Source organism: Priestia sp. 40, assembly GCF_049368575.1.
Taxonomy (GTDB): domain Bacteria; phylum Bacillota; class Bacilli; order Bacillales; family Bacillaceae_H; genus Priestia; species Priestia zanthoxyli.
The window spans coordinates 556,021-580,899 of the sequence record NZ_JBMPZA010000015.1; the positions used below are offsets into that span (position 1 = coordinate 556,021).

The following is a 24,879-nucleotide window of genomic DNA, read 5'->3' on the forward strand; positions in this document are numbered from 1 at the left end:
TTTTCCATGTAAATGATAGAATTCCATCTTTAGACATAGAAGAAAAGCATTTGGTTCTACATTACTATCAGAAAACTATGAGCTTTTTCACTGTATTTTCTGTTAAAACTTTTTTTAGGGTTCTTATATAAACTTTGCTTCCTGCATTTTCTTCATGCAGTAGAAATCAATTATTTATCCTCCAATAAAAAGACCCCATCACGAAATGATGAGGTCACCAATTTACTATTTCTTTTTCCTTCCAGCCCCGTAAAAACCAAATAAGAGAATAAACCAAACGGGTGTCAACAATAAGGCTGGGCGCGTCGCATCAGAAAACAACATAATAATAAGAATCACTGCAAACAACGCTAGCACAACATAGTTTATAAATGGTGTTAACGGTGCTTTGAATGTTGATGCTGCATGCAGCTGCGGACGCGTTTTTTTATATCTTAGATGGCAAATCAAAATGATACTCCACACCCAAATAAAACAAATAGCGCTAATGGTTGTTACGATGCCAAAAGCTTGATCTGGTATCAGTTTGCTTAACAAAGCTCCCGCCGAGATAACCAGCGTAGATACAAACAATCCGTTGCTTGGTACGTGGTTTTTGTTCAGTTTTGCAAACGTAGATGGCCCTTGGTCATTTTTACTTAAATTATATAAGATACGGCTTGTTGAAAACATTCCGCTATTACAAGCAGAAGCGGCTGAAGTTAATACAACAAAATTAATAATTCCAGCAGCAAGCGGAATTCCGACTAAACTAAAGGTTTTAACAAATGGGCTTTCTGCTGCATTCAATTCCATCCACGGGTTAATAAATAAAAGGACGATAAGCGCTCCAACATAGAAAAATAAGATTCGCAGCGGAATTTTATTAATGGCCGATGGAATATTTTTTTTGGGATTTGATGTTTCCGCTGCCGATACCCCTACCAATTCAACCCCGACGTATGCGAAAATAACCATTTGGAATGAAAGTAAGAAACCGGAAACCCCGTTTGGAAACAGTCCTCCATGATTCCAAAGATTTTGAACCGTAACCGATCCTGCATCCGTTTTAAATCCCATTACCAGTAAAATAACGCCAATAATAATTAACGCAAGAATCGTAATAACCTTTATTAAAGCAAACCAAAACTCTAATTCTCCAAATAATTTTACGGTTAATAAGTTAAGCCCTAATAAAATAATCACACAAATAAGTGCAGGAACCCACTGAGGGATATCGAACCAATATTTCACATATACGCCAACGGCAATCACGTCAGCCATAGCTGTCATGATCCAGCAAAACCAGTACGTCCATCCCGTTACGAATGAAGCCCACGGTCCAAGATATTCCTCAGCAATGTCTGTTAACGATTGATAACCTGCCTTAGACAGCAGTAGTTCTCCTAGCGCTCTCATCACAAAGAAAAGCGCAATACCCACAATTAAATAAGCAAAGATGATAGAGGGACCTGCAAGCTGTATTGCTTTACCAGAACCTAAAAATAATCCCGTCCCAATGGTTCCTCCAATCGCGATTAGCTGAACATGACGATTGGATAAATCCCTCTTTAATTCTCGTTGTTCCAACTCTAATTCCTCCTAACAATAAAACCTTTGATGCAATCGTGCGGACTACAAATAAAGTCCAATAAAAAAAGAGATTGGATGCGCTCCAATCTCATGGTCATAAGAATAACAAATATTATGGTACATGCTACCAATTAGTAACATGCCAAATAAATATCCGGTACTCTTCTGTCCTTTTGCCTGAGATTGTGAACCCTTCGGCGTCGCGAAACTATCGCGATCTCTCCAGAAGCTGCTCCTGCTATAGTGTGATCCATAGCAATCATAGCTTTCTACGTATTAAATTTTTCAATCAATAGAATGACTGTCGAATAGTTGTTTATTCTAATACCAGTTGGATGCTTTGTCAATAGGAGAAATTAGTTTCATTTATTTTCCTTATTTGAAATATGATACTACATAAAAACCTTGTTCCTTTACTTGTGATAAAGACCTCCTTATTACAAAGAAAAAAGAGCAGAATCAAATCTGCTCTTTTACTCTTTTTCTATTCATTTCTTTAACGTCAAACTCACTACATTCTCCACATGCGCCGTATGAGGGAACATATCCACAGGCTGAATGTAATCCACATGATAAGCCTTCGACAGCTGCTGCACATCTTTCGCTAATGTGGATGGATTACAAGATACGTAAACCACTTTCTTTGGCTTTACTTGTAAAATCGTTTTTAGAAGCTTGTCATCACAGCCTGTTCGCGGCGGGTCAACGACGACTACGTCTGGCTTCCATCCTTCTTTCACCCACTGCGGCATCCACTTTTCAGCTGGACCCGTCACATACGTGGCATGTTCAAATCCATGATCTTTGGCATTTTTTCGCGCGTCTACAATGGATTCTTCAATCGTGTCCATTCCGCGAATTTCTTTGGCATCTTTAGCAAGCCATAAGCCAATTGTCCCTACTCCGCAGTAAGCATCTACGATTTTTTCACTGCCTGTTAGCGCAGCTGCTTTTTTTACTTCGTCGTATAGCTTCACCGTTTGGAGAGGATTCAGCTGGAAAAATGCACGCGCTGAAAGTTCGAATGAGATATCACCTAACGTTTCTTGAATCACCGACTTTCCAGCAAGTGTAAACGTTTCGTCTCCAAAAATAAGCGATGTTTTTTGACCGTTTACGTTTTGTACGAGTGATTTCACTTCCGGTAGGCGGCGCTGAATTTCTTTAATCAGCAGCTCTTTTTTCGGAATTTCTTTTTTAGCCGTAATCAAGACAATTTGAACTTCACCCGTTTCAAACCCTACTCGAGATACAATGGTACGCACAATTCCACGGCGTTTACGCTCATTGTAGATAGGAATTTGAAGGTCTTGTAAAATTCGTTTTATTTCTTTTGTCACGTGATTTGTAGCTTTATGCTGAATGGGACAGTTTTCAATATCAATCAAGCGGTGAGAATTCAGTCCATACAAACCAGCAATGACTTTTTGTTTGTCCACGCCGACTTGAAACTGAGATTTATTACGGTAGCGCCACGGATCTTCCATACCAATCGTTTGGCGAGTTTTTTCCTCTACTTTTTTTAATGAACTGTGACGTTCGAACGCTTGCAGAACAATATCCCGCTTGGATTCTAGCTGACCTTCATAAGATAAGTGCTGAAGCTGGCAGCCTCCGCACTGGTCGTAAATCGGACAGGGTGCTTCTACGCGATGAGGAGATTTTTTGCGAATTCGCTTGATTTTCCCTTCGGCAAACTTATGCTGAACATTTGTTGCTTCTACAACCACTTCTTCATTCGGTAATGCTCCCGACACAAAGACAACTTGGCGCTTAAAATAGCCTACGCCTTCTCCATTAATACCGAGTCTTTTTATCGTCAACGGAAACGTTTGTCCTTTTTGAACTTTCATTTCAGTTTTTGGTTTATTCATGAGACCAACTCCGATTAGTTTAAATTCTTTATATAGTTATTAACGGTCTTTAGCTGCTTAAAACCTATTGGACCGTATCGCTTTAAAAAAGACATCAACGCATATTATAACACTTCAACAGCAAAAAACCGACAGAAGAAATATTCCCGTCGGTTTTTATCTTTATTTCGTTTTAGAAGGACTTTTCTTCATTTGTTTGCGTTCGTTCATTAAATCATCAATGCTTTTAAACGTATAGCCCTGCTTTTTTAAATCCACAATCGCTTGATCTAACGCATCTGCGTTATCCTTTGAAACGGTATGCAGAAGCATGATCGCACCTGGATGTATTTGAGTCATCATATTGTCGTATGAGTAGCGCCAGCCTTTTTGTTCATTCACTTTCCAGTCAACGAATGCTAGTGACCAAAATACATTCGTATAGCCTTCTTGCTTTGAAAGAGCTAGCGTTCGTTCGCTAAATACACCTCTAGGTGAGCGAAGATACTTCATTTCATCACGACCGGTAATATTTTTGTATTCATCTTTTACTTTTTGCAGCTCTTCTTTAAAACGTGCATCATCCACTTGAGTTAAGTCAGGGTGATGCCATGAATGATTGCCGACAATATGCCCTTCTTTTACCATTCGCTTAATTAGCTTAGGCTCTTCTTTTAAATAGTGTCCTGTTACAAAAAACGTCGCAGGAACCTTTCTTTTTTTGAGCACGTCTAATACCTGCGGGGTATAACCATTTTCATAACCGTTATCAAACGTTAAATAAATATTTTTTTTAGTTGTATCGCCGAGGTAAAACGCATCATACTTAGCAAGAATGTGTTCATAAGCTGTACCTGCGGATGCGGGCTTGTGATTTTTACTTTTTTGAAATCCCCAGCTGATCGGAGTGTTTGGATACATTTGTGCTTCAACAGATGCTATGCCTGTTGACATCACGAATAAAAAAACGAGAAAAAAGGTGAACCGGCGCATAAGAAGCTCCTTTCGGAAGTCATTTTACGCTTAGTATCCACTCAATTTTCTCGTTCATGAACGTTACTTTTTACCATACGTTCCCGACGTATGTTTATTTAAATACCGGTTCTTTAAATTGCTCAAGCTTTTCAAATGAAGACTTGTCTACATCTGCATGCAAGCTGTTTCCGTGTGAATCCATCGTCACTACAGCTGTAAAACCTTCTACTTTTAAATGCCACATTGCTTCAGGAATACCGAACTGCATCAAATCAACGCCTTCTACGCTCTTGATACAATCAGCATAGTACTGCGCAGCTCCGCCGATAGCATTTAAGTATACGCCCCCGTGCTCTTGAAGAGCAGCAAGCGTTTTAGGACCCATACCGCCTTTACCGATAACCGCGCGGATACCAAATTTCTTCATAATATCTCCTTGGTAAGGTTCTTCACGGATACTTGTTGTTGGTCCTGCAGCGGTTACGTGCCATTTTCCATCTTCATCTTTTAACATAACCGGGCCACAGTGATAAATGATTTGTCCATTTAAATCAATTGGCGCATCGTGGTCTGTTAAATGTTTATGAATAGCGTCGCGTCCTGTGTAGATCATACCGTTGATGCGCACTACGTCACCAACTTTTAATTCACGAATTTGCTCTTCTGTAATAGGTGCTTGTAATACAACTTCTTTTGTTTCGTCTACATTTTGGTTCTCTTCTGCGCCTGCATTTTTATTAAAATCTACTTCTTCGCCTTCTTGATACAGCCACTCTTGAACGCTTCCTGTATCAGCGTTGATTTTAATACCTAAGCGACGGTAAGCCCAGCAGTTATACGCAACTGAAACATAGAAGCTAGCAGGAATACGATTGATTACGCCGACTTTACAGCCAAGTAATGTCGTTTCTCCGCCGAAGCCCATTGTACCGATTCCTAACTTATTGGCATTTTCCATTACATACTCTTCTAATTCTTTCAGCTGAGCATTTGGATTTTCGTCATCTAAGTTTCGGAACAGCTGCTCTTTTGCTAATTCATAGCCTGTTGTACGGTCGCCACCGATTCCAACACCAATGACGCCGGCGCTACAGCCTTGGCCTTGCGCTTGATATACAGAATGCATGACACATTTACGAATGCCGTCCAAATCACGACCAGCTCTGCCTAAACCTTCTACTTCACAAGGGAGGCTATACTGAATGTTTTTGTTTTCACAGCCGCCGCCTTTTAAAATAAGACGCGCATCAATATAGTCATTTTCCCACTGTTCAAACTTAATAACCGGCGTGCCGCCGCCTAAATTATTACCGCTGTTTTCTCCAGTTAACGAATCTACAGAGTTAGGGCGAAGCTTTCCGTGCTTTGTTGCTTCTTCAATTGCCCAATAAATTGCTTCTTTAATTTGAAGCTGATTCACTCCTACAGGGGTTTTAATTTTAAATGTCGGCATACCTGTATCTTGACAAATTGGCGATAAGTTATCGTCCGCCATCTTAATATTATTGGTAATGGTCGCTAAAGACATTGCTGCACGCGTTCCTGCATTTTCACGCGCTTTTGCCTTTGCGATAGCACGTCGAACGTCTTTTGGCAATTTTGTAGATGTTTCAACAATTAAATCGTACATGCTTTGTTTTAAAGCTTCAATCATCACTTAATTCCTCCCATATCCCGATAATGTATGTATTTATCTATCTGTCGTACAACTTTCAAAATTTATTATACTCCTTCAAAAATTGTTTCGAAAGACCTTTATAGGAGGATTTCCACTTCAAGCAAAAAAGCGCTAGTTTTTCTAGCGCTTTTTCTCTCGTTCTTTCTTTATTCTTTATCTTTTTTAAATTGCTCACATTTTGCTTCTAGGTCATCAATCATCGTAATTAAACGGTCAATGTCTTCTAGGTCTGTATTTTCAGGCTCCATGGAGTCTAATACGTGTACAAACATATTCAAACGATCTTTTAAATAACGTACTTGTGAATCTTTATCTCGAACGGCGTTTCCCATTTTAAACCCTCCTGATATAGCTTTTCATTCGTATTTCTTTATATCCTAACGAATACTTTCATATTTGACAACTAAAAGCAATAAAATCCATAATAGTCACTGGTGTCCGTTTTGAATGAGACGTATAATTTAGTCTAGCAGGATGGACGGTGAGATGCTTTCATAATCATTTCACTTTACGGAAAAATAAAAGGAGTTTTTTTTATGGCCACTTTACAACGAATTACCCCGGAGTTCGATCCGTGGGAAGCGTATTTAGATATGAAACAATACGGCAAACCGACGCTCACAAACGTTGAATTTACAACAACAACGCTTTGTAATATGCGATGTGAGCACTGCGCGGTTGGATATACACTGCAGCCAAAAGATCCAAACGCACTGCCGCTTGATTTAATTTTAAAACGTCTCGATGAAATTCCAACTCTTCGGGCGTTAAGCATTACGGGCGGAGAGCCTATGATGTCCCTATCTTCTGTGAAAAATTATGTGGTGCCTTTATTAAAGTATGCACATGAACGTGGTGTCCGTACACAGATTAATTCAAATTTAACATTAGATCTTGCTCGTTACGAACAAATCATTCCTTATTTAGATGTTTTACATATTTCTCACAACTGGGGAACGATGGACGATTTTGTGGAAGCTGGCTTTGCAATGATGGATCGAAAGCCTACTTATGAGCAGCGCGCCAAATATTTCGACCGAATGATTGAAAACAGCCGTGCGCTTGTAAAAGCTGGTGTAACGGTATCAGCTGAAACGATGTTAAATAAACGTACGCTTCCTCATATGGAAAAGATTCATCGTCAAATTGTGGATGAAATGCTTTGTCAGCGTCACGAAGTACACCCTATGTATCCAAGTGACTTTGCCAGCACATTAGAAACATTATCTCTTCCTGAAATGCGCCAAGCAATTCGTCACCTTCTTGATATTCGAGATGAAAATGTGTGGATGCTATTCGGCACGTTACCTTTTTATGCATGCAGTAATAATGAGGAAGACTTAGCGCTTTTACAACGCTTATATAGCAGTAAAAATGTAACTGTTCGAAACGATCCAGACGGGCGCTCTCGCCTAAATGTAAATATTTTTGACGGAGATATTATCGTAACGGATTTTGGTGATACGCCTCCTCTTGGCAACATTCAAGATACAAAGCTTACAGACGCTTTTGATACGTGGCAACAAAGTACGATTTCAAAAGAACTTAGCTGTCATTGTTCAGCAGTCTCTTGTTTGGGACCTAATATTTTGGTGAAAAACAGCTATTATCAAGATACTGATTTTAGCAAACTCCAAGCGAACATCACAAAATAACAAAAAAGAGATTCCAGCACTGGAATCTCTTTTTTGTTATCTCGGCTGATCGTAAGCCCCAAAGCTTAAGGAAACATAGTCTTGTACAGGAATCCATGCTCCAATTCCTTGAGACGTTACATTTCTCACCACAATTGAGCGCTTACTTCCTTTTACCGTTACATACACTTCTCCATACGTCACTTTTCCCTTTTCACTTACAGCAGGCGTGTACGCATAGAGATAACCTACTTTTTTAGGAGCTACGTTATAGACCTGGTCTTTTTTCGTTCCAGCACCTACAAACGTTTGAAAAGATAAAGCAAGCTTTGTTTTTTTAGCTGCTTCGATTAGCATCATTTGTTTAACATGATCAGGCTGAGGCACTTTTGCTGTTAATCCGCCTTTTACATGGCTTTGATTTTCCTGACTGTACATCATTTTATACTGAGTTTTTCCTGCTCTGTTATCATAATGATTCGTATTGATTCGCTGGTGCTGCCAGTTAACGTTTGTTTCTGCGGATTCATAATTTAACGGCCACTGTCCTAAAAAGATGGTTGCTCTAAAACCAATTGCCCATGGAGTTTTAGAAATGTTTGATTCATTTAATATACGAATTAAATCAGGGTTTTCAATTTTTACATTTGACGTTTCAATAAGCTCTTTTGTGAACTCACTCGGCTGCAAATATGGCGTGTCTTGACTAGCATTTGGATACGTATTTTCTTTTGAGATATTTAAAGCTGAAGAAGGCACGTTGATGGTAGGCTGAGCTGTTTTCGCAATGGCGATCTTCGTTGAACATGAAAATGAAATAATGATGGTAAACACAAATAAAAGCAATTTACGTAACATCTAGAAACTCCTTTCAACATCGTTAATGAATGCAACCATAGTTTTTTCAAACAACCCCTGTTTTATCCTGAATAACAAAAGGGAAATTCTTCTATTCAATTACACAAAAAGAAACGTTCACATAAAGTGAACGTTTCTTTTTTAAATAAGATAAAAACCAATTCCCATAATAATATAAGCACCTAAAAGAGTTGCACCTTCAAACCAGTTTGTATCTCCGTCATTAGAAATCGCAATGGTTAAAAATACAGCTGTTACCATCGCAATCAACTCAGGCCAAGTAAAAACTAGAGACATTTGGTTTTCGAACATTAGCGAAACAAGTACTAATATCGGTGCTACAAACATCGCTACTTGTAAAGTTGACCCAACAGCAATTTCAACAGCTACACCCATGCGATTTTTAACGGCCATAATAATAGCGGAAGCATGCTCTGCCGCGTTCCCAACAATCGCTACAATGATGACCCCGATGAACAGCTCACTCCAGCCAAAGCTTTCCGATACAATTTCGATTGTACTTACCAAGCTTTCGGATACGTAAGCTACAGCTAACGTAGACAAAAAGAGAACCGCAATCGCTTTCCACATTGACCACTCTGGCTCCTCATGTTCTTCCACTTCTTCACTTTTATGCTGATACACGCCTCGATGCGTGACCAGCTTAAAGAATAACGCCGCTAAGTATAAGATGATGAGAATAATGGAAATTCCGACACTTAGAGACATGGTCTTCGCTTCGTCCATTTCGCTAGCAAACACTTCAGGAATAACAAACGCAACGATAACAGCAAAGATCAATAATCCAGAATTATGTCTTGCATCATAGACATTAAATTCTTGACGCTTAAATTTAAGTCCCCCGATAAAGAATGAAAGACCGCCTACAAGAAGGAGATTTCCTAATACAGAACCGGTTAACGATGCAAGCACCACGGCTGTAAGGCCTTCTTTTAAAGCAAAAATCGAAATAATTAATTCTACAGCGTTACCAAAGGTAGCATTCAATAGACCGCCTATCCGAGGACCAGCTACAACAGCTAAGCTCTCTGTAGCTCTTCCCATAAAAGCTGCGAGGGCAATGATTGTTAAACAGTAAATAATAAACATAAGAACATCTGACCAGTGCATCATGTGCCCAATAACAGATAGCGGCACCCCAAGAATAACCGCTATCAGAAAAATCCGATTGATCATCGATATGTACACCTACCTTATTCATTTTTTGACAACAAAATCAATCATATCAAATTAATGGAATTTGTATAGACTCACCGTCAATGTTAGTATTTTTAACCTATTTTTATAAATGATAAACCTCTAATTGATTTTTGATTAAGATATTTAAAAATCAGCCAAACTACCAAGGATAATGAGATAGAATGAGGAGTGAAAAAATGAGTAATGATGTAAAAAATCAAATTTTATCGGTACTGGATGACTATACAATCGGAACGTTAGCTACGATTCAAGATGGAAAACCTTATTCACGCTTTATGATGTTTTTTCATGAAGATCTTGTGCTTTACACCGCCACCAATAAAGATACCCACAAAGTCGAAGAACTAGAAAAAAACCCTTACGTTCATATTTTGTTAGGCTATGATGGGCAAGGTTGGAGTGATCCGTATGTAGAGGTAGAAGCCAAAGTAAATGTAGAAACAAACGAAGAGTTAAAAAAGAAATTTTGGAATGAAAAGTTAAAAGAGTGGATTAAAAGTCCAGATGACCCAAATTTTTTGCTTCTTCAGCTGACTCCTGAACGCATGCGCTATTTTGATAAAGCCGGAAGCAAACCAAAAGAAATATAAAAGTGGACAATGTCCACTTTTATTTTATTTCGAAGGTTTCTGTCACTTCTATACTGTCAATAACCGACTGTAGCATTGAACAATTTTTTCGGGCTAGCTCAATCGATTTTTCAATTTTGTCTAATGGCAGGTCTTCTCCTGTGATGATATAGTGCAAATGAATTTTTTCGATTCGCCCCGCTTTTTCATCATTGCGCGTTACATCAGCTTGGATGCGTAAATCAGAAAAAGCGATTCTTTTTTTCTCTAGAATTTTTCTTAACACGCCTCCGCTGCAAACGGCAATGGACGATGTCATTAGCTGATAAGGACGAAAGCCATACTCTTCATCTCCTGCGATATGTAGCTCTCCATAAGGAAGATCTGTCGTAAATCCCGCTTCTTTTTTCATGTTAAATTCCATTTTCTTCACTCCTTTACTTCATTATAAACTCCTTTTTATATAACCACCTACTCTCAATATGGATCACTTGTTACACCGCGGTTTATTTCCGGGCACCATCACAATAAAAAAATCCGAACGAATTTGATTCTTGATCAAGAATCAAATTCGTTCGGATCTTCCTTCAACTAACATACTTTTGTACTAGCCTTTTTTATGACTCCGTATTAAACTAATTTTCCAGCGCGAATATCATCCGTCATTCCTTCGTAAGGCGCTTGAGCGATAACTTCCTCATTATCCACTCCGACATTTTTGATAAATGTAATGTCAGCAAATTCCGGAACCACGTATTTTGGATATGTCTCATATTTCTCACGAGACTCATGCATTAAATCGAGATGATCATTTTGATAGCATACTGTGATTTCAGGATGTTCATGTACCCATTTTGGGAAGAAGATAATGCCGTGCATGCGTTTTTCATCAGGCATAAAGTTCAAAGATACATCTGTTCCCGTTGGTTCAGTCCACGATACTTTATATACACCTTCTGTTAATTTCACAATATCTACTTTTTGGTCGCGAACCCATCTTCCTGCCACCATTCCGCTATGAATACGGTAATCAATTGTATTTTCGTTTTTAATATAAATTTCATATTCCCATCCGTTTTCGTATGTGTAAATCATATGATTTCCAATAAATTTTTCCATGTTTATACCTCTCCTTTGGTCTGGTTTATAAAACTTCGTATATATCTAGCACAACGCTGTCTGGCTTTCTTACAGCAGCGCCTATAAACATGCGGTTCTGTAACCACTTATACTTTGCACTTCCTGTTTCAAAGACAGGAATCGTACGGAAATATACATGCTCTGGAGGTACAATTTTACCTTCAGCAGCCTGGTCTCTAAATTCTTCGCTAACCTGACGAATTCCGTTGTTTTCAATATAGATAAGTTCATCATCTTCTGTTTGAATCACATAACGAGCAGATAAATCCACGCGTCCATCCCAACGAATAATTTGAGAATCTGCTCCGCTCGGAAGGATTAAGCCTTTTATCTTTCCATATGCAGTACCTGACTTAATGGGAATAAACTGTTTTTTCCCCAAGCCCGTATGACCAATAACAACAGGTGTACCAACATTAATTGTAAATGTCGCTATTTTTTTAAGCTCTGGTTCTATCATAGCAATCACCTCTTAATTGTAAACAAAAACATGTAACTATTTACATGTTTTATTCTACTCTCCTTACATAAAGATGTCAAATGGACAGCACAGCCTGTTTATATCCTTGTCAATAAAGCGTTTTCCTTGTACGATTAAACAGTTGGATTGACAAAATATAGATAAAAAGAGGTTGAATGCTATGAGTGCTACTCATCAACAACGTTTCTGGATTTTAGTTAGCCTTGTCGCCATTTCTGGATTCAGCCAAGGCATGCTGCTGCCTTTAATTGCTATTATTTTTGAGAAAGACGGCCTTTCCTCTACTATAAACGGATTAAACGCAACTGGATTGTACCTGGGCATCTTATTTATTTCTCCGTTCATGGAAGCGCCGCTTCGCAGATACGGATATAAACCAATTATCGCAGCAGGGGGACTTTTAGTTATTGTATCTTTAGCTTTGTTTCCCCTGTGGAAATCTGTTGTATTTTGGTTTGTGCTCCGTTTATTTATTGGAATAGGAGATCACGCGCTGCACTTTGGAACTCAAACTTGGATTACATCGTCTTCCCCTGCTGATAAACGAGGTCGAAATATTTCATTATACGGGCTTTTTTTCGGTATTGGTTTTGCTGTTGGACCTTTAATGACGCCGTTAATTGAAATTAATCAAGCGCTGCCTTTTATGATTTCATCCGCTCTATGTCTTCTAACGTGGGTCTTTTTATTTTTGATAAAAAATGAATTTCCCCTACAGGAAGTGGAGGTTAATTCATTAAAAGAAACGGCTAAACGATTTTCTAAAGCGGCGAAATATGCTTGGATTGCTTTTTTACCGCCTTTTGGATACGGTTTTTTAGAATCATCACTGAACGGAAGCTTTCCTGTATATGGTTTACGAATTGGTTTGCAAGTAGAGTTTATTTCACTTCTGCTGACTTCTTTTGCAGTTGGAGCTATTGTGTTTCAGCTTCCTCTTGGCATACTGAGCGATAAATTGGGACGGAAATTGGTATTAGGGTGGATTTTATCAATTGGAGCCATGACTTTTTTTACAGCAAGTCTCTTGGAAGACACCTCTATTCCATTAGTAGCTTGTTTATTTATAGCAGGCATGGTTGTAGGCTCTACGTTTAGTTTAGGAATCAGCTATATGACGGACTTGATTCCTACTCGTCTACTGCCTACAGGTAATTTGCTATGCGGCATTGCTTTTAGTATCGGAAGCCTTGCCGGCCCTTACATAGGCGGCACGTTTATTCAGTTCTTTCACCATATCAGCTTTTTTAATATTATCAGCGGGATGCTTTGCTGTATTTTTATCGTTCTTTTTGTATTCGGACAAAAAATGCCTATGCAACAAAAAACAAGCGAGAACATCTAAGTTCTCGCTTGTTTTTTAAACTTTTAGCGTTGTGTGCTGAAGAGCTGATTTTTCAATTTGAATCGTCGTATGCTCAATACCGCAGTGATCGTGTACTAAATCAATGGCTTTTTGCAAAATCTGCTGACAATCTTTTTCATCTTCTACGCGCATATGACAGCTCAATGAGTCCAGTCCTGAAGTAATCGTCCAAATGTGTAAATCATGCACATCTGTGACTCCTTCAATGTTTTCAAGAAGGTTTTTTATTTCACTGTGATCCACTCCTTCAGGAGAGCCTTCCATCAAAATATGAACACTATGAGCAAGCACGCCCCAAGCGCTTTTTAAAATTAATACAGACACAACTACAGAAATAATCGGATCAGCAATATACCATCCAAACAGCATCATAAGAAGCCCCGCTACAATAGCTCCAATAGATCCTAAAGCATCTCCCAATACGTGTAAGTAAGCGCTGCGTAAATTTACATTTCCTTTTACATCGCCTTGTCTCATAAGTGACCATGCGCTGATTAAATTAGCCAGTAAACCAACAGTAGCAATCAGCATCATGCTGCCGCTGGCAACAGACTGCGGCTCTAATACGCGCTGATAGGCTTCATATATGATAAATCCTGCTATTACAAACAGTGCCACTCCGTTAAAAAGAGCCGCTAATATTTCAAAACGATAATAACCGTACGTTTTTTTAGCCGATGCAGCTCGATTAGCAAACCATATCGCTACAAGGCTAAGAGCAAGTGAGCTTGTATCAGAAAGCATGTGTCCGCTATCGGATAATAACGCTAAACTATTTGTAAAAAGCCCTCCAACAAACTCAAGAACCATAATACCCGCTGTGATAATTAGTGCAATTAACAGACCTTTTTTGTTGCCTTCACGCTGTGTATCAAAATGGTGATGGTGACCATGATGATGGTGGTGATGATCATGACTCATGCAAAGCCCCTCCTTTTATTCGTTGTGTGCGCATTCTACGTGCTGAATTACTTGATGCAGTATTCCAACTACGTGTTCATCATCGTACGTATAGAAATACGTATTCCCTTCACGGCGATATTTTACTAAACGTAAATGACGCAAGTGAGTTAACTGATGTGAAATAGCTGATTGTGAAACACCAAGCACTTCAACCATATGACCCACTGAACACTCTTCTTGAAATAGCAAATAAAGAATTTTCATTCTCGTGGGATCTGAAATAGCTTTTAGTATTCTTGATGCTTCTTCTACTGTTTGAGGTGATAAAAACGAATGTTCATCTTTTTTCATAACATCTCTCCGTTCATTATATGCAAGTATATGAGCATATGTTCATATATAAATTATAAAACGCATTTTTCTATATAGTCAATTATTTACGTCTTTCAAAATTTTTTTGCCTATTTTAAAAAAAAATCCACACAAAATACTTTTTCTGTTATATAATACAATTAAATATAATAAACTGTATTAAAACAGATGGAGAGGAGAATAATAAATGAGCAGACAAGAACGTAAAAACATGATTACATTTATTGAAACAATGAAGGGGATTGACCGTGAAACCTTAATGTACATGACGGATGCCGATATCGAGCACATTTACACTTCCGCTTATAAATATTATGAAGAGCATTTAGATATGTAGTACGTTTTTTACAGAATGCAGACGTCCAGCTGCATTCTGTTTTTATTTTTTAAGCATTAGTTGTTACCTCCTTGCTTGTTCCGTGCTATACTATACTAAATATCCCAATTCAAAAGATAATAAATGGAAAAAGTGTGCTGCTATCGCTGAGATGGCAGCTTTCGTGCTTTTTTAGGGGTAATGATTGTGATTATTTTTCTCAATTATCGTTCAAGGAGGATTTGTATGGAAAATGCGTTACCTAAAAAACAAGAACAAACGCCGCAAACATCTTCTGCTGTCAACGTATTAAAAACACATGGTGAACTCATTGCTGCACTATTGAGCGGAGTGCTTATTTTAGCCGGCTGGCTGCTGTCAAAACAGCAGGATACAGCTGTATCTATCACGCTCTTTGTATTAGCTTATGTGATAGGTGGATTTGCTAAAGCAAAAGAAGGCATTGAAGAAACGATTGAAAATAAAGAATTAAACGTGGAAATGTTAATGATTATTGCCGCCATTGGAGCGGCTGTAATTGGCTACTGGACAGAAGGTGCTATGCTTATTTTCATTTTTGCATTAAGCGGTGCATTAGAAACGTACACCATGAATAAAAGCAACCGAGAAATTAGCGCCTTGATGAATTTGCAGCCGCAAGAAGCAACGCGTCTGATTGGAGACCAAGAAGAAATTGTCTCCATTTCGGATTTACAAATCGGTGACTTGCTGCTAGTTAAGCCGGGTGAACGAGTGCCATCCGATGGTATTGTTGTCTCAGGTCAAACAACGATTGATCAGGCTGCTATTACAGGGGAATCTGTTCCTGTACTAAAACAGCTCGATGATGAAGTATTCGCGGGCACGGTGAATGTGAAAGGCGCCATTACCATCAAAATGACAAAGCCAAGTGCTGAGACGCTGTTTCAAAAGATCATTCAACTTGTTCAAACAGCTCAAAGTGAAAAGTCGCCTTCTCAATTGTTTATTGAACGATTTGAAGGCACATACGTAAAAATTGTTCTATCGGTTGTAGCAGTTATGCTGTTTCTCCCACACTATGTGCTTGGATGGAGCTGGACCGAGACATTTTACCGTGCAATGATTCTCTTAGTTGTAGCGTCTCCTTGCGCTCTGGTTGCATCTATCACCCCTGCTTCGCTGTCTGCTATTTCAAACGGAGCAAAAAAAGGAATTTTGTTCAAAGGCGGCGTGCATTTGGAAAGATTAAGTCATTTAAGCGCAATTGCTTTTGATAAAACAGGAACGTTAACAAAAGGAAAGCCAGAGGTGACAAATGTCATTGTCCGTTCTGATATGAACGAACAGGAATTTCTTATTAAAATAGCATCAATTGAACGCCAGTCCAATCATCCGCTTGCTCAGTCCATTGTTGACTTTGTGAAAAATAAGCAGGAATTGACGCTCGTTCAGCCAGATTCGCTTGAAGACGTTCCCGGATACGGTGTCATTGGGTCTCTTCAAGGAGATACGTGGAAGATAGGAAAAGCAGATTTTGTAGGTAAAGAAGATGCAGCTGAATTTGAAAATGGGATTTCATCTACGCTTGCCAGTGAAGGAAAAACGATTGTGTACGCAAAAGACCAGCATGGTATTGTAGGATTGCTTGCCCTAAAAGACGTTGTACGAACAGAAGCTGTAGACGCTGTTAAATCTCTTAAAGAGCAGGGGATTCATACCGTCATGATTACAGGAGACAGCGAAAAAACAGCCGAAGCCATTTCAAAAGAATGTGCCGTCGATGAATACATTGCAGAATGTTTGCCTGAAGCGAAAGTAGATAAAATTAAAGCTTTAAAAGAAAAATTCCCTACCGTTTCAATGGTGGGAGATGGCATTAACGATGCACCTGCTCTGGCTACTGCTAACGTTGGAGTAGCCATGGGAGAAGGAACGGATGTCGCACTTGAAACAGCCGATATCGTTTTAATGAAAAATGATTTATCAAAAATTTCGGATGCAGTAGCTCTTTCCAGACGGATGAATTCAATTGTGAAACAAAACGTTATTTTTTCTATTGCCGTCATCTTTCTATTAATTTGTTCGAATTTTTTCCAAGTGCTTGATATGCCATTTGGTGTTATAGGTCACGAAGGCAGCACCATTTTAGTTATTTTAAACGGCCTTCGCTTGCTAAAATCTTAACTCAAAAAAGCCTAACGTATTTGTTAGGCTTTTTATTATGGAAATCAATTCCTTAATGGTAACCGTTTTGTCCATTTTGGCTGTTGCTTGTTTTATGCTTGGGCTGGCTCTTTTTATTTTGCTTTGTATTGCTTCCGTCTTTTTTCGTATGCTTTGTCATGATGTAAAACCTCCCTTTCACTTTGTTAGTATGCTCATATCTTGCGAATGATTTCATCCCAATTTGTGACTATGAAGATTTAACTCGACGGTCGTAGAAAATAGCGTTAATTTCTCCTCCAATAACGATAATCATACCTGATAGATACAGCCAAATAAGCAGGATAATAATTCCGCCCAAGCTTCCATATGTAGCTGTATAGTTATTGAAATGATTTACGTAATACGCAAACAGCATTGATACCACTGTCCATCCGACCGTAGCAAAAGCCGCTCCTTTTACAACATTTCGAATCAGCAGCTTTTTATTAGGAGCAAAGTAATATAACCCCGTAAAAACGGTAAACAAAATGAGACCGCTGATAATCCAGCGGGAAGCAGACCATAAAGCGAGAAAAGTTTCTGAAAACCCAAACGTAGACGATAAATAAAGACCAATCATATGACCGAAAACCGGAAGTAAAAGCGCTACAATAATAACAAATATCATCGCAAAAGTAAGGAGAACTGCCATACCTCTCGCCACTAAAAAAGGCCGATTTTCTTGTACGTGATACGCTCGGTTAAATGCTCTTACAATCGCATTAATTCCATTTGAAGCAGACCACATCGTCGCAATGATACCAAAGGACAATAGCTTTTCATTATGAGAACCAATGATATGGGAAACGTTGCTTTCAATCATGTGCAGCGTTTGCTGTGGCGCTACATTTTCGACCAAGTCAAGCAGGTCTGTTGATTCCAATGGCAAAAATCCAATCAGCGTAATTAAGAAAATTAAAAAAGGAAATAGCGAGAGCAGCAAATAATAAGCCAATTCAGCTGATAAACTGGGCAGCTCATCTCGATGAATGCGGCCCATCAGTTCTTTGCCAAACCTTACGATGTTATTTATGTACATTCCAGCCATATGTGCCTCCTTATTTATTTCTGTTCATCACCATACTTCTCCGCAAATGCTTCTTTTGTATCGTTTACAATTTCCATCACCTGAGGCGTTGTTTCTTTTAACTTTTCTACTTTTCCTGCTACAAATGATACATCTTCAGAAACTTGCTCGATGGTCGTGCGAATGGTTTCATATTTCTCTTTGACAGTATGCGTTACAAGTTCAGGGTGCTGAATAAGAGTTGTTGTTTTGTCTTTCAGTTTTTTGCTTCCTTGAATGACGGCGCTTCTTGTTTCTTTATCAAATAAAGAAACAGCTCCTCCTATAATTGCTCCAATGACAATACCTTCTACTAGCTTATTTCGTTTACCCATTTGTCGTTTCTCCTCCGTTTTTTATTTTTTAAGTATCTCTTATTCCGAGAAATGCTTCTCTATAATTTCGTCTAACAGAGCCTTGCATCCTTCTTGAACTAAGTCATATACTTCGTCAAAATTCCCCGTGAAATAAGGGTCAGGCACATCTTCAATATGTAAATCGGGCACAAAATCCAAAAGCCTTGCAATATAACCTGTTTTAGTATGTCCAGCCATCCTTCTCAGATTTCCTACATTTTCGACATCCATTCCAATAATATAATGGAATTTAGCTACATCCTCTTGAATCACTTGTCTTGCTGTTTGCCCTTTAAAATCAATGTTGTTTTTCGTTAAAATAGACTGCGTCCCTTCATGAGGAGGATTGCCTTTGTGCCAGCCTCCTGTGCCTGCAGAATCTACGTGAATTTGTCCTTCTAGCCCTTTTTTCTTCACCATATCTTTAAAAACCGCTTCTGCCATCGGTGAACGACAAATATTTCCCAAACAAACGAATAATACGTTAATCATAGTCTCGACTCCTTTCCCTTATTACAAACATTATATACAATCATTTTTAAACTAAAAAATAGTTTTCTTTTATTTATATCGTTTCCACTCTTCTGTGGATAAGAACCTGACATAAAAGTGTTCACACGATAAAAACATGTTACAATAAAAAAAACGCAACTGGAAGGATGAACAAAGTGGATTTATCAGTAAAATCTCCAGAGAATATTAAACATATGGTCGATAGCATTAGTGAAAAATTGCGCATGCTAAATATCGGAGCAATTAAAGCTGAAGCTTTTGACGAAGAAATGTATGAAGACTTAAAGTACTTATACGATATGGTAATGAGAAAAGATTCTTTTAGCCCAAGTGAAATGCAAGCGATCGCGGAAGAATTAGGTACACTGCGTAAACAAGCTTAATGACAACTCCGTCAATGACTAATAGCCATTGACGGTTTTTTCTACATTTTTTTCTATACATGAATGCTGCACCTTTTAGCGAGCAAATAAGAGTTAAATCGTTTACATACACATAGATGAAATATTCCCAAAAATCTTTCTTTTTTATTAGGAATTGACGTTTTTATTATTTGTCTATAGAATGTATCGAAATACCTAAAGCTCGTATAGTCTTGGAAATAGGGTCCAAGAGTTTCTACCGAACTACCGTAAATAGTTGGACTACGAGGGTTGAACATCATTCATACTGCATTTTTATTCTTCTTTATGTTCTCCCTTACATAGTCCTTCATTGTTATTCAGTTATACAATGAGAGGAGTCACATTCATGTCAAATACAAAAACAACCTTAAAAAAACAGCTTGCTGTTGCCAATAAAAAAATACCTGCAGATCTTGTAGTGAAAAACGGGAAAATTATCGATGTCTTTACGCTTTCCATCATCGAAGCCGATATTGCGATTGCAAATGGAGTGATTGTTGGAATAGGTCAATACGATGGGAATAACGTCGTGGATGCAAAAGGAAAATACATTTCTCCTACATTCATTGATGGACACGTTCACATTGAATCATCAATGGTTACACCTAAAGAGTTCTCAAAACTTCTTGTACCTAGAGGCGTCACAACTGTCGTAACGGACCCTCATGAAATTGCGAATGTTTCAGGGAAATCTGGCATTGAATTTATGCTTCAAAACTCGGATTCCATTCCCTTAGACGTATTTGTGAACTTACCTTCAAGCGTTCCAGCAACTCCTTTTGAAAGCTCTGGAGCCGTCTTAAAAGCAGCTGACTTAGCGCCATTTTTCTCTCACCCTCGCGTGCTTGGATTAGCAGAAGTGATGGATTTCCCTGCTGTGCGAGATGGAGATAACGATATGCTCGATAAATTACAAGCAGCTAACGATGCAAATGGCGTAATTGATGGGCACGGCTCAGGGTTAGATGCTACGGGCGTTAATATTTATCGTACCGCTAACATTTCAACAGATCATGAATGCGTAACAGCAGAAGAAGCAATTGAACGTATTCAGCGCGGGATGTATGTTCTGATCCGCCAAGGTTCTGTCGCTAAAGATTTGAAGCAATTATTACCCGCTGTAAATGAACGCAACGCACGCAGATTTTTATTCTGTACAGATGACAAACACCTAGATGATTTATTAACGGAAGGTTCTATTGATTATAATGTTCGTTTTGCTATTGAACTCGGGCTGGATCCATTAATTGCTATTCAAATGGCTTCATTAAATGCCGCCGAATGCTACGGGTTAAAAGATAGAGGTGCCGTTGCTCCTGGTTACAAAGCTGATTTTATTCTATTCGACGACTTAACCGATATATCTGCAGGACACGTCTATCAAAACGGAGAGCTCATTGCTGAAAATGGAGAGATGCTTTCTGTTCATGAAGAACAAATTGATCTTCCAACAGAACTAATGAATTCTGTTCATTTGAAAGAGTTTTCTATCAACAAACTTACGATACCACTTCAGCACAATCGCGCTAATATTATTGAAATTAATACAAACAGCTTGCTTACAAATCATATTGTAGAAGAAGTTCAGGTGAAACAAAATGAATTTCAGCCTTCTATAGAAAACGATCAGCTGAAAATGGCGGTTGTTGAGCGTCATCATCTGACAGGAAATATTGGTCTTGGAATTGTAAAAGGATTTCAGTTAAAGGACGGAGCGATTGCTACTACGATTGCTCACGATTCACATAACATCGTAGCGGTAGGAACAAATGACGAGGATTTAGCAAAAGCAATTGCGGCAATTGAAGAAATCGGCGGAGGTATTGTTATTGTAAAAGGCAATGAAGTGATTGGCTCCCTCCCTCTTTCCATCGGAGGATTAATGTCACCTCATCCTTACAATGAAGTGAACAGCTTACTTGAGCAGCTTCACGGAGCTCTTCATGATCTCGATATCTCACAGAAATTCAATCCGTTGCTGACTTTATCTTTCTTGAGCTTACCTGTTATTCCATGTCTAAAATTAACCGACAAAGGATTATTTAACGTAAAAGAATTTAAGCATATCCCTGTTCAAGCATAAAATAAAAAGGACTCTTTCGAGTCCTTTTTATTTATACCCTTTAGAGGGGGTAGTTCGAGTTTTACGATTTTTATAATGACGATATCCTTCTTTTAACAGGATAGGAAAAACAGCGACTAGAATTTTTTTTACTATACGTCCCAATTTAAGGCACTCCTTTACGTGTTCTTACTTTACTATACCCAAATTGGACAGCTAAAAACGCAAAAAAGAGCAGGTATATCCTGCTCTTTTTGTATTACTTACCGATAAATTGTTGAGTCCAGTACGTAGTATCACCTTTGACGTATCCAACACCAATTTCAGTGAAATCAGGGTTTAGAATGTTTTTGCGGTGACCGTCACTATTCATCCAAGCATTCATTACATCCTCAGGAGATTGCTGACCTTTTGCAATATTTTCACCTGCAGTTGTATATTCAATGCCAAATTGTTTCATCATATCAAATGGTGAACCATACGTTGGTGAATTGTGGTCAAAGTAGCCTTTATCCATCATATCTTTTGATTTAGTGCGTGCAACGTCACTTAATTCTTTGTTAAGTGTTAGAGGTTTCAGACCTTGTTTTTCACGCTCTTGGTTCACTAAATCTACTACCTTTTGTTCAAATTGACTAGCATCTTTTGTTTGTTCTGCTTTATCAGTATTTTCTGATTGTTGAGCTTTTGTATTTTGCTGTGTTTGCTCAGGAGCTTTTGCCTCTTCACTTTGCTCTGGTGCTTTTGCTTGTTCCTGTGGAGCTGCTTCAGCTTGCTCTGGTGTTTGTGTTTCTTGTTGTGGAGCTTCTGCTTGAGCAGATTGTCCTTGAGCGTTAAATTTCTTTAATAGCTCATCTACATTTATATTTTGTGCTGCTTGAGCATCTTTAATGTTAATTTGTTTTGGAGTGTTGCAATCAGGAGCTGCTGCATTTGCTTGTCCTGCTGTTAGTAATCCTAATGATACGGCACCTGCGACAGTGGCAATACGAAACCTTTTCTTCATGTTTGAAATCCTCCTATGTGATAATAAAGTTTTTTGTAAAACCGCAACGCATCTAAGCTTGTAGCAAGCCAATCTCGTGATGCACCCTCATTGTTGCATGAAAACTATGAAACTCGCAACGCCTTTTAAGCTACCAAAATTATACTCACACTTATGTAAAAAATATTTCGATTATATTACGCGGCTTCCATCTATTGATAGTAAAAGGTTTTCATATACTTTGAGAAACAGCTCCATCCAATGCGGTAATATAACTGTAAATTCCTCGTCAAAAACGTTACATACAAAAAAGGCGACAGCAGAGTGGTAAATCACCCTGTTATCGCCTTTTACAGAAAGTTTTACTAATATTATTTGCTTATTTTAAGACATTTACTGATTCACGTACGAATGCTTCCATATCGTCTGGTGTACGGCTTGTAACTAGTTGATTACCGCATACCACCACTTCTTTGTCATGGAAGTTTGCACCTGCATTTTTCAAATCAATAGCAATTGATTTGAAACCAGTTACGTCACGTCCTTTTAATGTTTCAGCATTGATTAGCAGCTGTGGTCCGTGACAAATAGCCATAACAGGTTTGCCTTCATCCATAAATGATTTTGTGAAAGCTACGACTTGATCGTCCGCACGCAAGATATCTGGTGAGAAACCTCCCGGTAAAAACAATGCGTCAAAATCTTCTGGTTTTACATCCCCAATTGCTTTATCAATTGTTAATGTTGTTTCGCCTTGTTTACCTGTTACTTCACCTGTTTTAACGTCGATTTTTGTTAGCGTATGGCCTTCTTCTTCAAAGGCTTTGGCTGGATCTGTATATTCCACATCTTCAAATAAATCTGTTACTAATACTGCAATTTTCTTACTCATTCTAAGCAACTCCTTAATTGATTTGTGTACTAATGTTCTATAAATAAAATACCCGTACACTATTCTTTTAAACATAGTTTATGAGTAAAAAACTTTTCTACAATAATCAAAAACCATATTGAAGATTTTTATAAAGCAGAAATTCAAAACAAATTAAATGTCTGGAACGTCATCTCTTCTGGAACTGGGTACACATCTCTCCCTGCAATCACGTTCAGAATACGCTGATTGCGCTGAACGGATAAACCAAGATTTGTTGCGCCAGATCCATGTGAATGTTCGATATTAGTTAACGTAAAAAAGTGGTGGTTACGGGGGTGTTTAAAGACAAGCCGGTAATCTTTTGTGACTTTGAAACGCTTGTCATCTTCCCATTCGATATCATCTTTTATTCGTTCGATGAACGGCGAAATCTTTGGCTTATAGCCCGTGGACAATATCAAACGATCTGCTTCGTATTGAAAAGAGCGTTCAGCCTTTAATTGTTTGCACTCCAGCTCATATGCATTTCCTTTTTTATGAATATCACTTACTTCAGTCGAAGCTTGAATCGTAACGGGTACTTTCCCTTTAAGGGAACGATGATAAAGTAAATCATATATTTTCGTTAAGGTAGAAGATTCAATTCCGTGACGTAAAGGATTTAAATCTTCTACCGTACTTGTACGTTCCTCAAAAGGCAGCGAATGAAAGTAATCTACATAATCTGGCGAAAATAACTCTTGAGCAAGCTTGGATTGATCAAGCTGAAAAAAATTCGAGGATCTTGTAAACCATGTAAGGTGGTAATGATGTTCAGTCTGTTCTTCTAGTAAATCAAGAAAAATCTCTGCAGCACTTTGCCCTGAACCAACAATCGTTACATGCTTTCCTTTTTGAATCTCTTCTTTTTTATGTAAATAGCCGCTGCTGTGTAAAATATGCTCACTCAGCTTTTTGTCAAAAGCCGGAGGCACAAGTGGAATGCTTCCTGTTCCCATTACAACGTGTTTAGCATTTACTGTTTGAATTCCCTCAGGTGTTTCTACCTTTACTTCATAATACTCTTCTTCATTTTTCGGTATCACGTCCACAACTTTTGAAGAAAAGTGGCAGGAAGATAGCTGCTCCGCTACCCATTTTGCGTACTCGTTGTATTCTTGACGCGGAATGTCAAAACGATTAAAGAAAAAGAACGGATACAAGCGTTTTTGCTTGTGAATATAATTTAGAAAAGAATAGGGGCTTGTTGGATCCGCAAAGGTAACTAAGTCTGCTAGAAATGGAATCTGCAAGTCCGTGCCGTCAATTAACATGCCCGGATGCCATTCAAATTTCTCTTCTTTATCAAAGAAGACGGCATCAATTTCATCAAGAGGCTCAGCAAGGGCCGCTAAGCCTAAGTTAAAAGGTCCTATTCCTATTCCCACCATGTCATACTGCTTATTTGTCATCTTTAAACTCCCTTTCATAAAAAAAGCTAACAGTATTGTCTAC

25 protein-coding genes and 2 riboswitches are annotated in these 24,879 nt (G+C 38.5%); of the genes, 7 read left to right on the forward strand and 18 right to left on the reverse strand.

Translation table 11 applies throughout. From position 1 onward, the window contains the following. Positions 1-225: 225 nt before the first annotated feature. The 5 genes from ACO1DI_RS17765 to ACO1DI_RS17785 form a co-directional block, all read right to left on the reverse strand. Positions 226-1,569, reverse strand: coding sequence for an amino acid permease (locus tag ACO1DI_RS17765; RefSeq protein WP_423145505.1), 1,344 nt, complete (start codon positions 1,567-1,569; stop codon positions 226-228). Between the two features lie 158 nt (positions 1,570-1,727). Continuing rightward, a riboswitch (glycine riboswitch) is annotated at positions 1,728-1,808 on the reverse strand. A 252-nt stretch (positions 1,809-2,060) separates the two neighbouring features. Beyond that, complete coding sequence (gene rlmD / locus ACO1DI_RS17770; protein ID WP_423145506.1) at positions 2,061-3,446, reverse strand: 23S rRNA (uracil(1939)-C(5))-methyltransferase RlmD; 1,386 nt, start codon at positions 3,444-3,446, stop codon at positions 2,061-2,063. A gap of 162 nt (positions 3,447-3,608) precedes the next feature. Next, positions 3,609-4,418 carry a delta-lactam-biosynthetic de-N-acetylase gene (gene pdaA / locus ACO1DI_RS17775; RefSeq protein ID WP_182029404.1) on the reverse strand — a complete coding sequence of 270 codons (810 nt, stop codon included), beginning with the start codon at positions 4,416-4,418 and terminating at the stop codon, positions 3,609-3,611. A gap of 94 nt (positions 4,419-4,512) precedes the next feature. After that, positions 4,513-6,054, reverse strand: a complete 1,542-nt coding sequence (locus tag ACO1DI_RS17780; RefSeq protein WP_080564784.1) for a fumarate hydratase — start codon at positions 6,052-6,054, stop codon at positions 4,513-4,515. Positions 6,055-6,224: 170 nt separating this feature from the next. Further along, positions 6,225-6,410: an SE1561 family protein gene (locus tag ACO1DI_RS17785; protein WP_013081532.1), complete on the reverse strand. Its 186-nt coding sequence runs from the start codon at positions 6,408-6,410 to the stop codon at positions 6,225-6,227. Positions 6,411-6,614: 204 nt separating this feature from the next. On the opposite strand from ACO1DI_RS17785, the gene yfkAB reads away from it, so the two are divergent. Then, on the forward strand, positions 6,615-7,733 hold the full coding sequence (yfkAB, locus tag ACO1DI_RS17790; RefSeq protein WP_014461843.1) for a radical SAM/CxCxxxxC motif protein YfkAB: 1,119 nt from the start codon (positions 6,615-6,617) through the stop codon (positions 7,731-7,733). A gap of 36 nt (positions 7,734-7,769) precedes the next feature. On the opposite strand, the gene ACO1DI_RS17795 is transcribed toward yfkAB, so the two are convergent. After that, positions 7,770-8,570, reverse strand: coding sequence for a YfkD famly protein (locus ACO1DI_RS17795; protein WP_014461844.1), 801 nt, complete (start codon positions 8,568-8,570; stop codon positions 7,770-7,772). A gap of 141 nt (positions 8,571-8,711) precedes the next feature. Beyond that, positions 8,712-9,767, reverse strand: a complete 1,056-nt coding sequence (gene cax, locus ACO1DI_RS17800; RefSeq protein ID WP_045291973.1) for a calcium/proton exchanger — start codon at positions 9,765-9,767, stop codon at positions 8,712-8,714. A 200-nt stretch (positions 9,768-9,967) separates the two neighbouring features. Here cax and ACO1DI_RS17805 point away from each other — a divergent pair, with 200 nt between their 5' ends. Further along, positions 9,968-10,381, forward strand: coding sequence for a pyridoxamine 5'-phosphate oxidase family protein (locus ACO1DI_RS17805; RefSeq protein WP_034263743.1), 414 nt, complete (start codon positions 9,968-9,970; stop codon positions 10,379-10,381). 19 nt (positions 10,382-10,400) lie between these two features. Here the strand turns inward: ACO1DI_RS17805 and ACO1DI_RS17810 are convergent, their stop codons facing one another. From ACO1DI_RS17810 to ACO1DI_RS17820, 3 genes are all read right to left on the reverse strand, one after another. Continuing rightward, positions 10,401-10,784, reverse strand: coding sequence for an OsmC family protein (locus ACO1DI_RS17810; RefSeq protein WP_028412448.1), 384 nt, complete (start codon positions 10,782-10,784; stop codon positions 10,401-10,403). 206 nt (positions 10,785-10,990) lie between these two features. Next, entirely contained in the window at positions 10,991-11,479 is a 489-nt protein-coding gene (locus ACO1DI_RS17815; protein ID WP_423145507.1) for a phenolic acid decarboxylase, read from the reverse strand. 25 nt (positions 11,480-11,504) lie between these two features. Then, a complete protein-coding gene (locus ACO1DI_RS17820) occupies positions 11,505-11,960 on the reverse strand; it encodes a DUF3237 domain-containing protein (protein WP_014461849.1) in 456 nt (151 codons plus the stop codon). Between the two features lie 181 nt (positions 11,961-12,141). Here ACO1DI_RS17820 and ACO1DI_RS17825 point away from each other — a divergent pair, with 181 nt between their 5' ends. After that, positions 12,142-13,326, forward strand: coding sequence for an MFS transporter (locus ACO1DI_RS17825; protein WP_042992359.1), 1,185 nt, complete (start codon positions 12,142-12,144; stop codon positions 13,324-13,326). Between the two features lie 15 nt (positions 13,327-13,341). Here ACO1DI_RS17825 and ACO1DI_RS17830 read toward each other — a convergent pair whose 3' ends face one another. Continuing rightward, positions 13,342-14,268: a cation diffusion facilitator family transporter gene (locus ACO1DI_RS17830; RefSeq protein ID WP_116741731.1), complete on the reverse strand. Its 927-nt coding sequence runs from the start codon at positions 14,266-14,268 to the stop codon at positions 13,342-13,344. A gap of 15 nt (positions 14,269-14,283) precedes the next feature. Beyond that, complete coding sequence (locus tag ACO1DI_RS17835) at positions 14,284-14,601, reverse strand: ArsR/SmtB family transcription factor (protein ID WP_013081523.1); 318 nt, start codon at positions 14,599-14,601, stop codon at positions 14,284-14,286. Positions 14,602-14,809: 208 nt separating this feature from the next. On the opposite strand from ACO1DI_RS17835, the gene ACO1DI_RS17840 reads away from it, so the two are divergent. After that, positions 14,810-14,959, forward strand: a complete 150-nt coding sequence (locus ACO1DI_RS17840) for a BH0509 family protein (protein ID WP_013055132.1) — start codon at positions 14,810-14,812, stop codon at positions 14,957-14,959. Positions 14,960-15,184: 225 nt separating this feature from the next. Further along, positions 15,185-17,104 carry a heavy metal translocating P-type ATPase gene (locus ACO1DI_RS17845; RefSeq protein WP_033580743.1) on the forward strand — a complete coding sequence of 640 codons (1,920 nt, stop codon included), beginning with the start codon at positions 15,185-15,187 and terminating at the stop codon, positions 17,102-17,104. Positions 17,105-17,333: 229 nt separating this feature from the next. Here the strand turns inward: ACO1DI_RS17845 and ACO1DI_RS17850 are convergent, their stop codons facing one another. Genes ACO1DI_RS17850 through ACO1DI_RS17860 form a run of 3 tightly spaced genes read right to left on the reverse strand, consistent with a single transcriptional unit; the run spans position 17,334 to position 19,039 of the window. Next, entirely contained in the window at positions 17,334-18,173 is an 840-nt protein-coding gene (locus tag ACO1DI_RS17850; RefSeq protein WP_013081521.1) for a YihY/virulence factor BrkB family protein, read from the reverse strand. 14 nt (positions 18,174-18,187) lie between these two features. Continuing rightward, a complete protein-coding gene (locus ACO1DI_RS17855) occupies positions 18,188-18,526 on the reverse strand; it encodes a hypothetical protein (protein ID WP_014461854.1) in 339 nt (112 codons plus the stop codon). A gap of 39 nt (positions 18,527-18,565) precedes the next feature. Further along, on the reverse strand, positions 18,566-19,039 hold the full coding sequence (locus tag ACO1DI_RS17860) for a low molecular weight protein-tyrosine-phosphatase (protein ID WP_013055128.1): 474 nt from the start codon (positions 19,037-19,039) through the stop codon (positions 18,566-18,568). Between the two features lie 176 nt (positions 19,040-19,215). Here ACO1DI_RS17860 and ACO1DI_RS17865 point away from each other — a divergent pair, with 176 nt between their 5' ends. Beyond that, a complete protein-coding gene (locus ACO1DI_RS17865; protein WP_013055127.1) occupies positions 19,216-19,443 on the forward strand; it encodes a DUF1128 domain-containing protein in 228 nt (75 codons plus the stop codon). A gap of 182 nt (positions 19,444-19,625) precedes the next feature. Next, a riboswitch (purine riboswitch) is annotated at positions 19,626-19,727 on the forward strand. Positions 19,728-19,810: 83 nt separating this feature from the next. Then, the gene (gene ade, locus ACO1DI_RS17870) at positions 19,811-21,547 is read left to right on the forward strand and encodes an adenine deaminase (RefSeq protein ID WP_423145508.1); all 1,737 of its coding nucleotides are present in this window, start codon (positions 19,811-19,813) and stop codon (positions 21,545-21,547) included. A 238-nt stretch (positions 21,548-21,785) separates the two neighbouring features. Here the strand turns inward: ade and ACO1DI_RS17875 are convergent, their stop codons facing one another. The 3 genes from ACO1DI_RS17875 to ACO1DI_RS17885 form a co-directional block, all read right to left on the reverse strand. Next, positions 21,786-22,532: a CAP domain-containing protein gene (locus ACO1DI_RS17875; RefSeq protein WP_014461857.1), complete on the reverse strand. Its 747-nt coding sequence runs from the start codon at positions 22,530-22,532 to the stop codon at positions 21,786-21,788. Between the two features lie 358 nt (positions 22,533-22,890). Beyond that, positions 22,891-23,403 carry a type 1 glutamine amidotransferase domain-containing protein gene (locus ACO1DI_RS17880; RefSeq protein ID WP_014461858.1) on the reverse strand — a complete coding sequence of 171 codons (513 nt, stop codon included), beginning with the start codon at positions 23,401-23,403 and terminating at the stop codon, positions 22,891-22,893. A 143-nt stretch (positions 23,404-23,546) separates the two neighbouring features. Next, positions 23,547-24,836: a lysine N(6)-hydroxylase/L-ornithine N(5)-oxygenase family protein gene (locus tag ACO1DI_RS17885; protein ID WP_014461859.1), complete on the reverse strand. Its 1,290-nt coding sequence runs from the start codon at positions 24,834-24,836 to the stop codon at positions 23,547-23,549. Positions 24,837-24,879 lie beyond the last annotated feature (43 nt).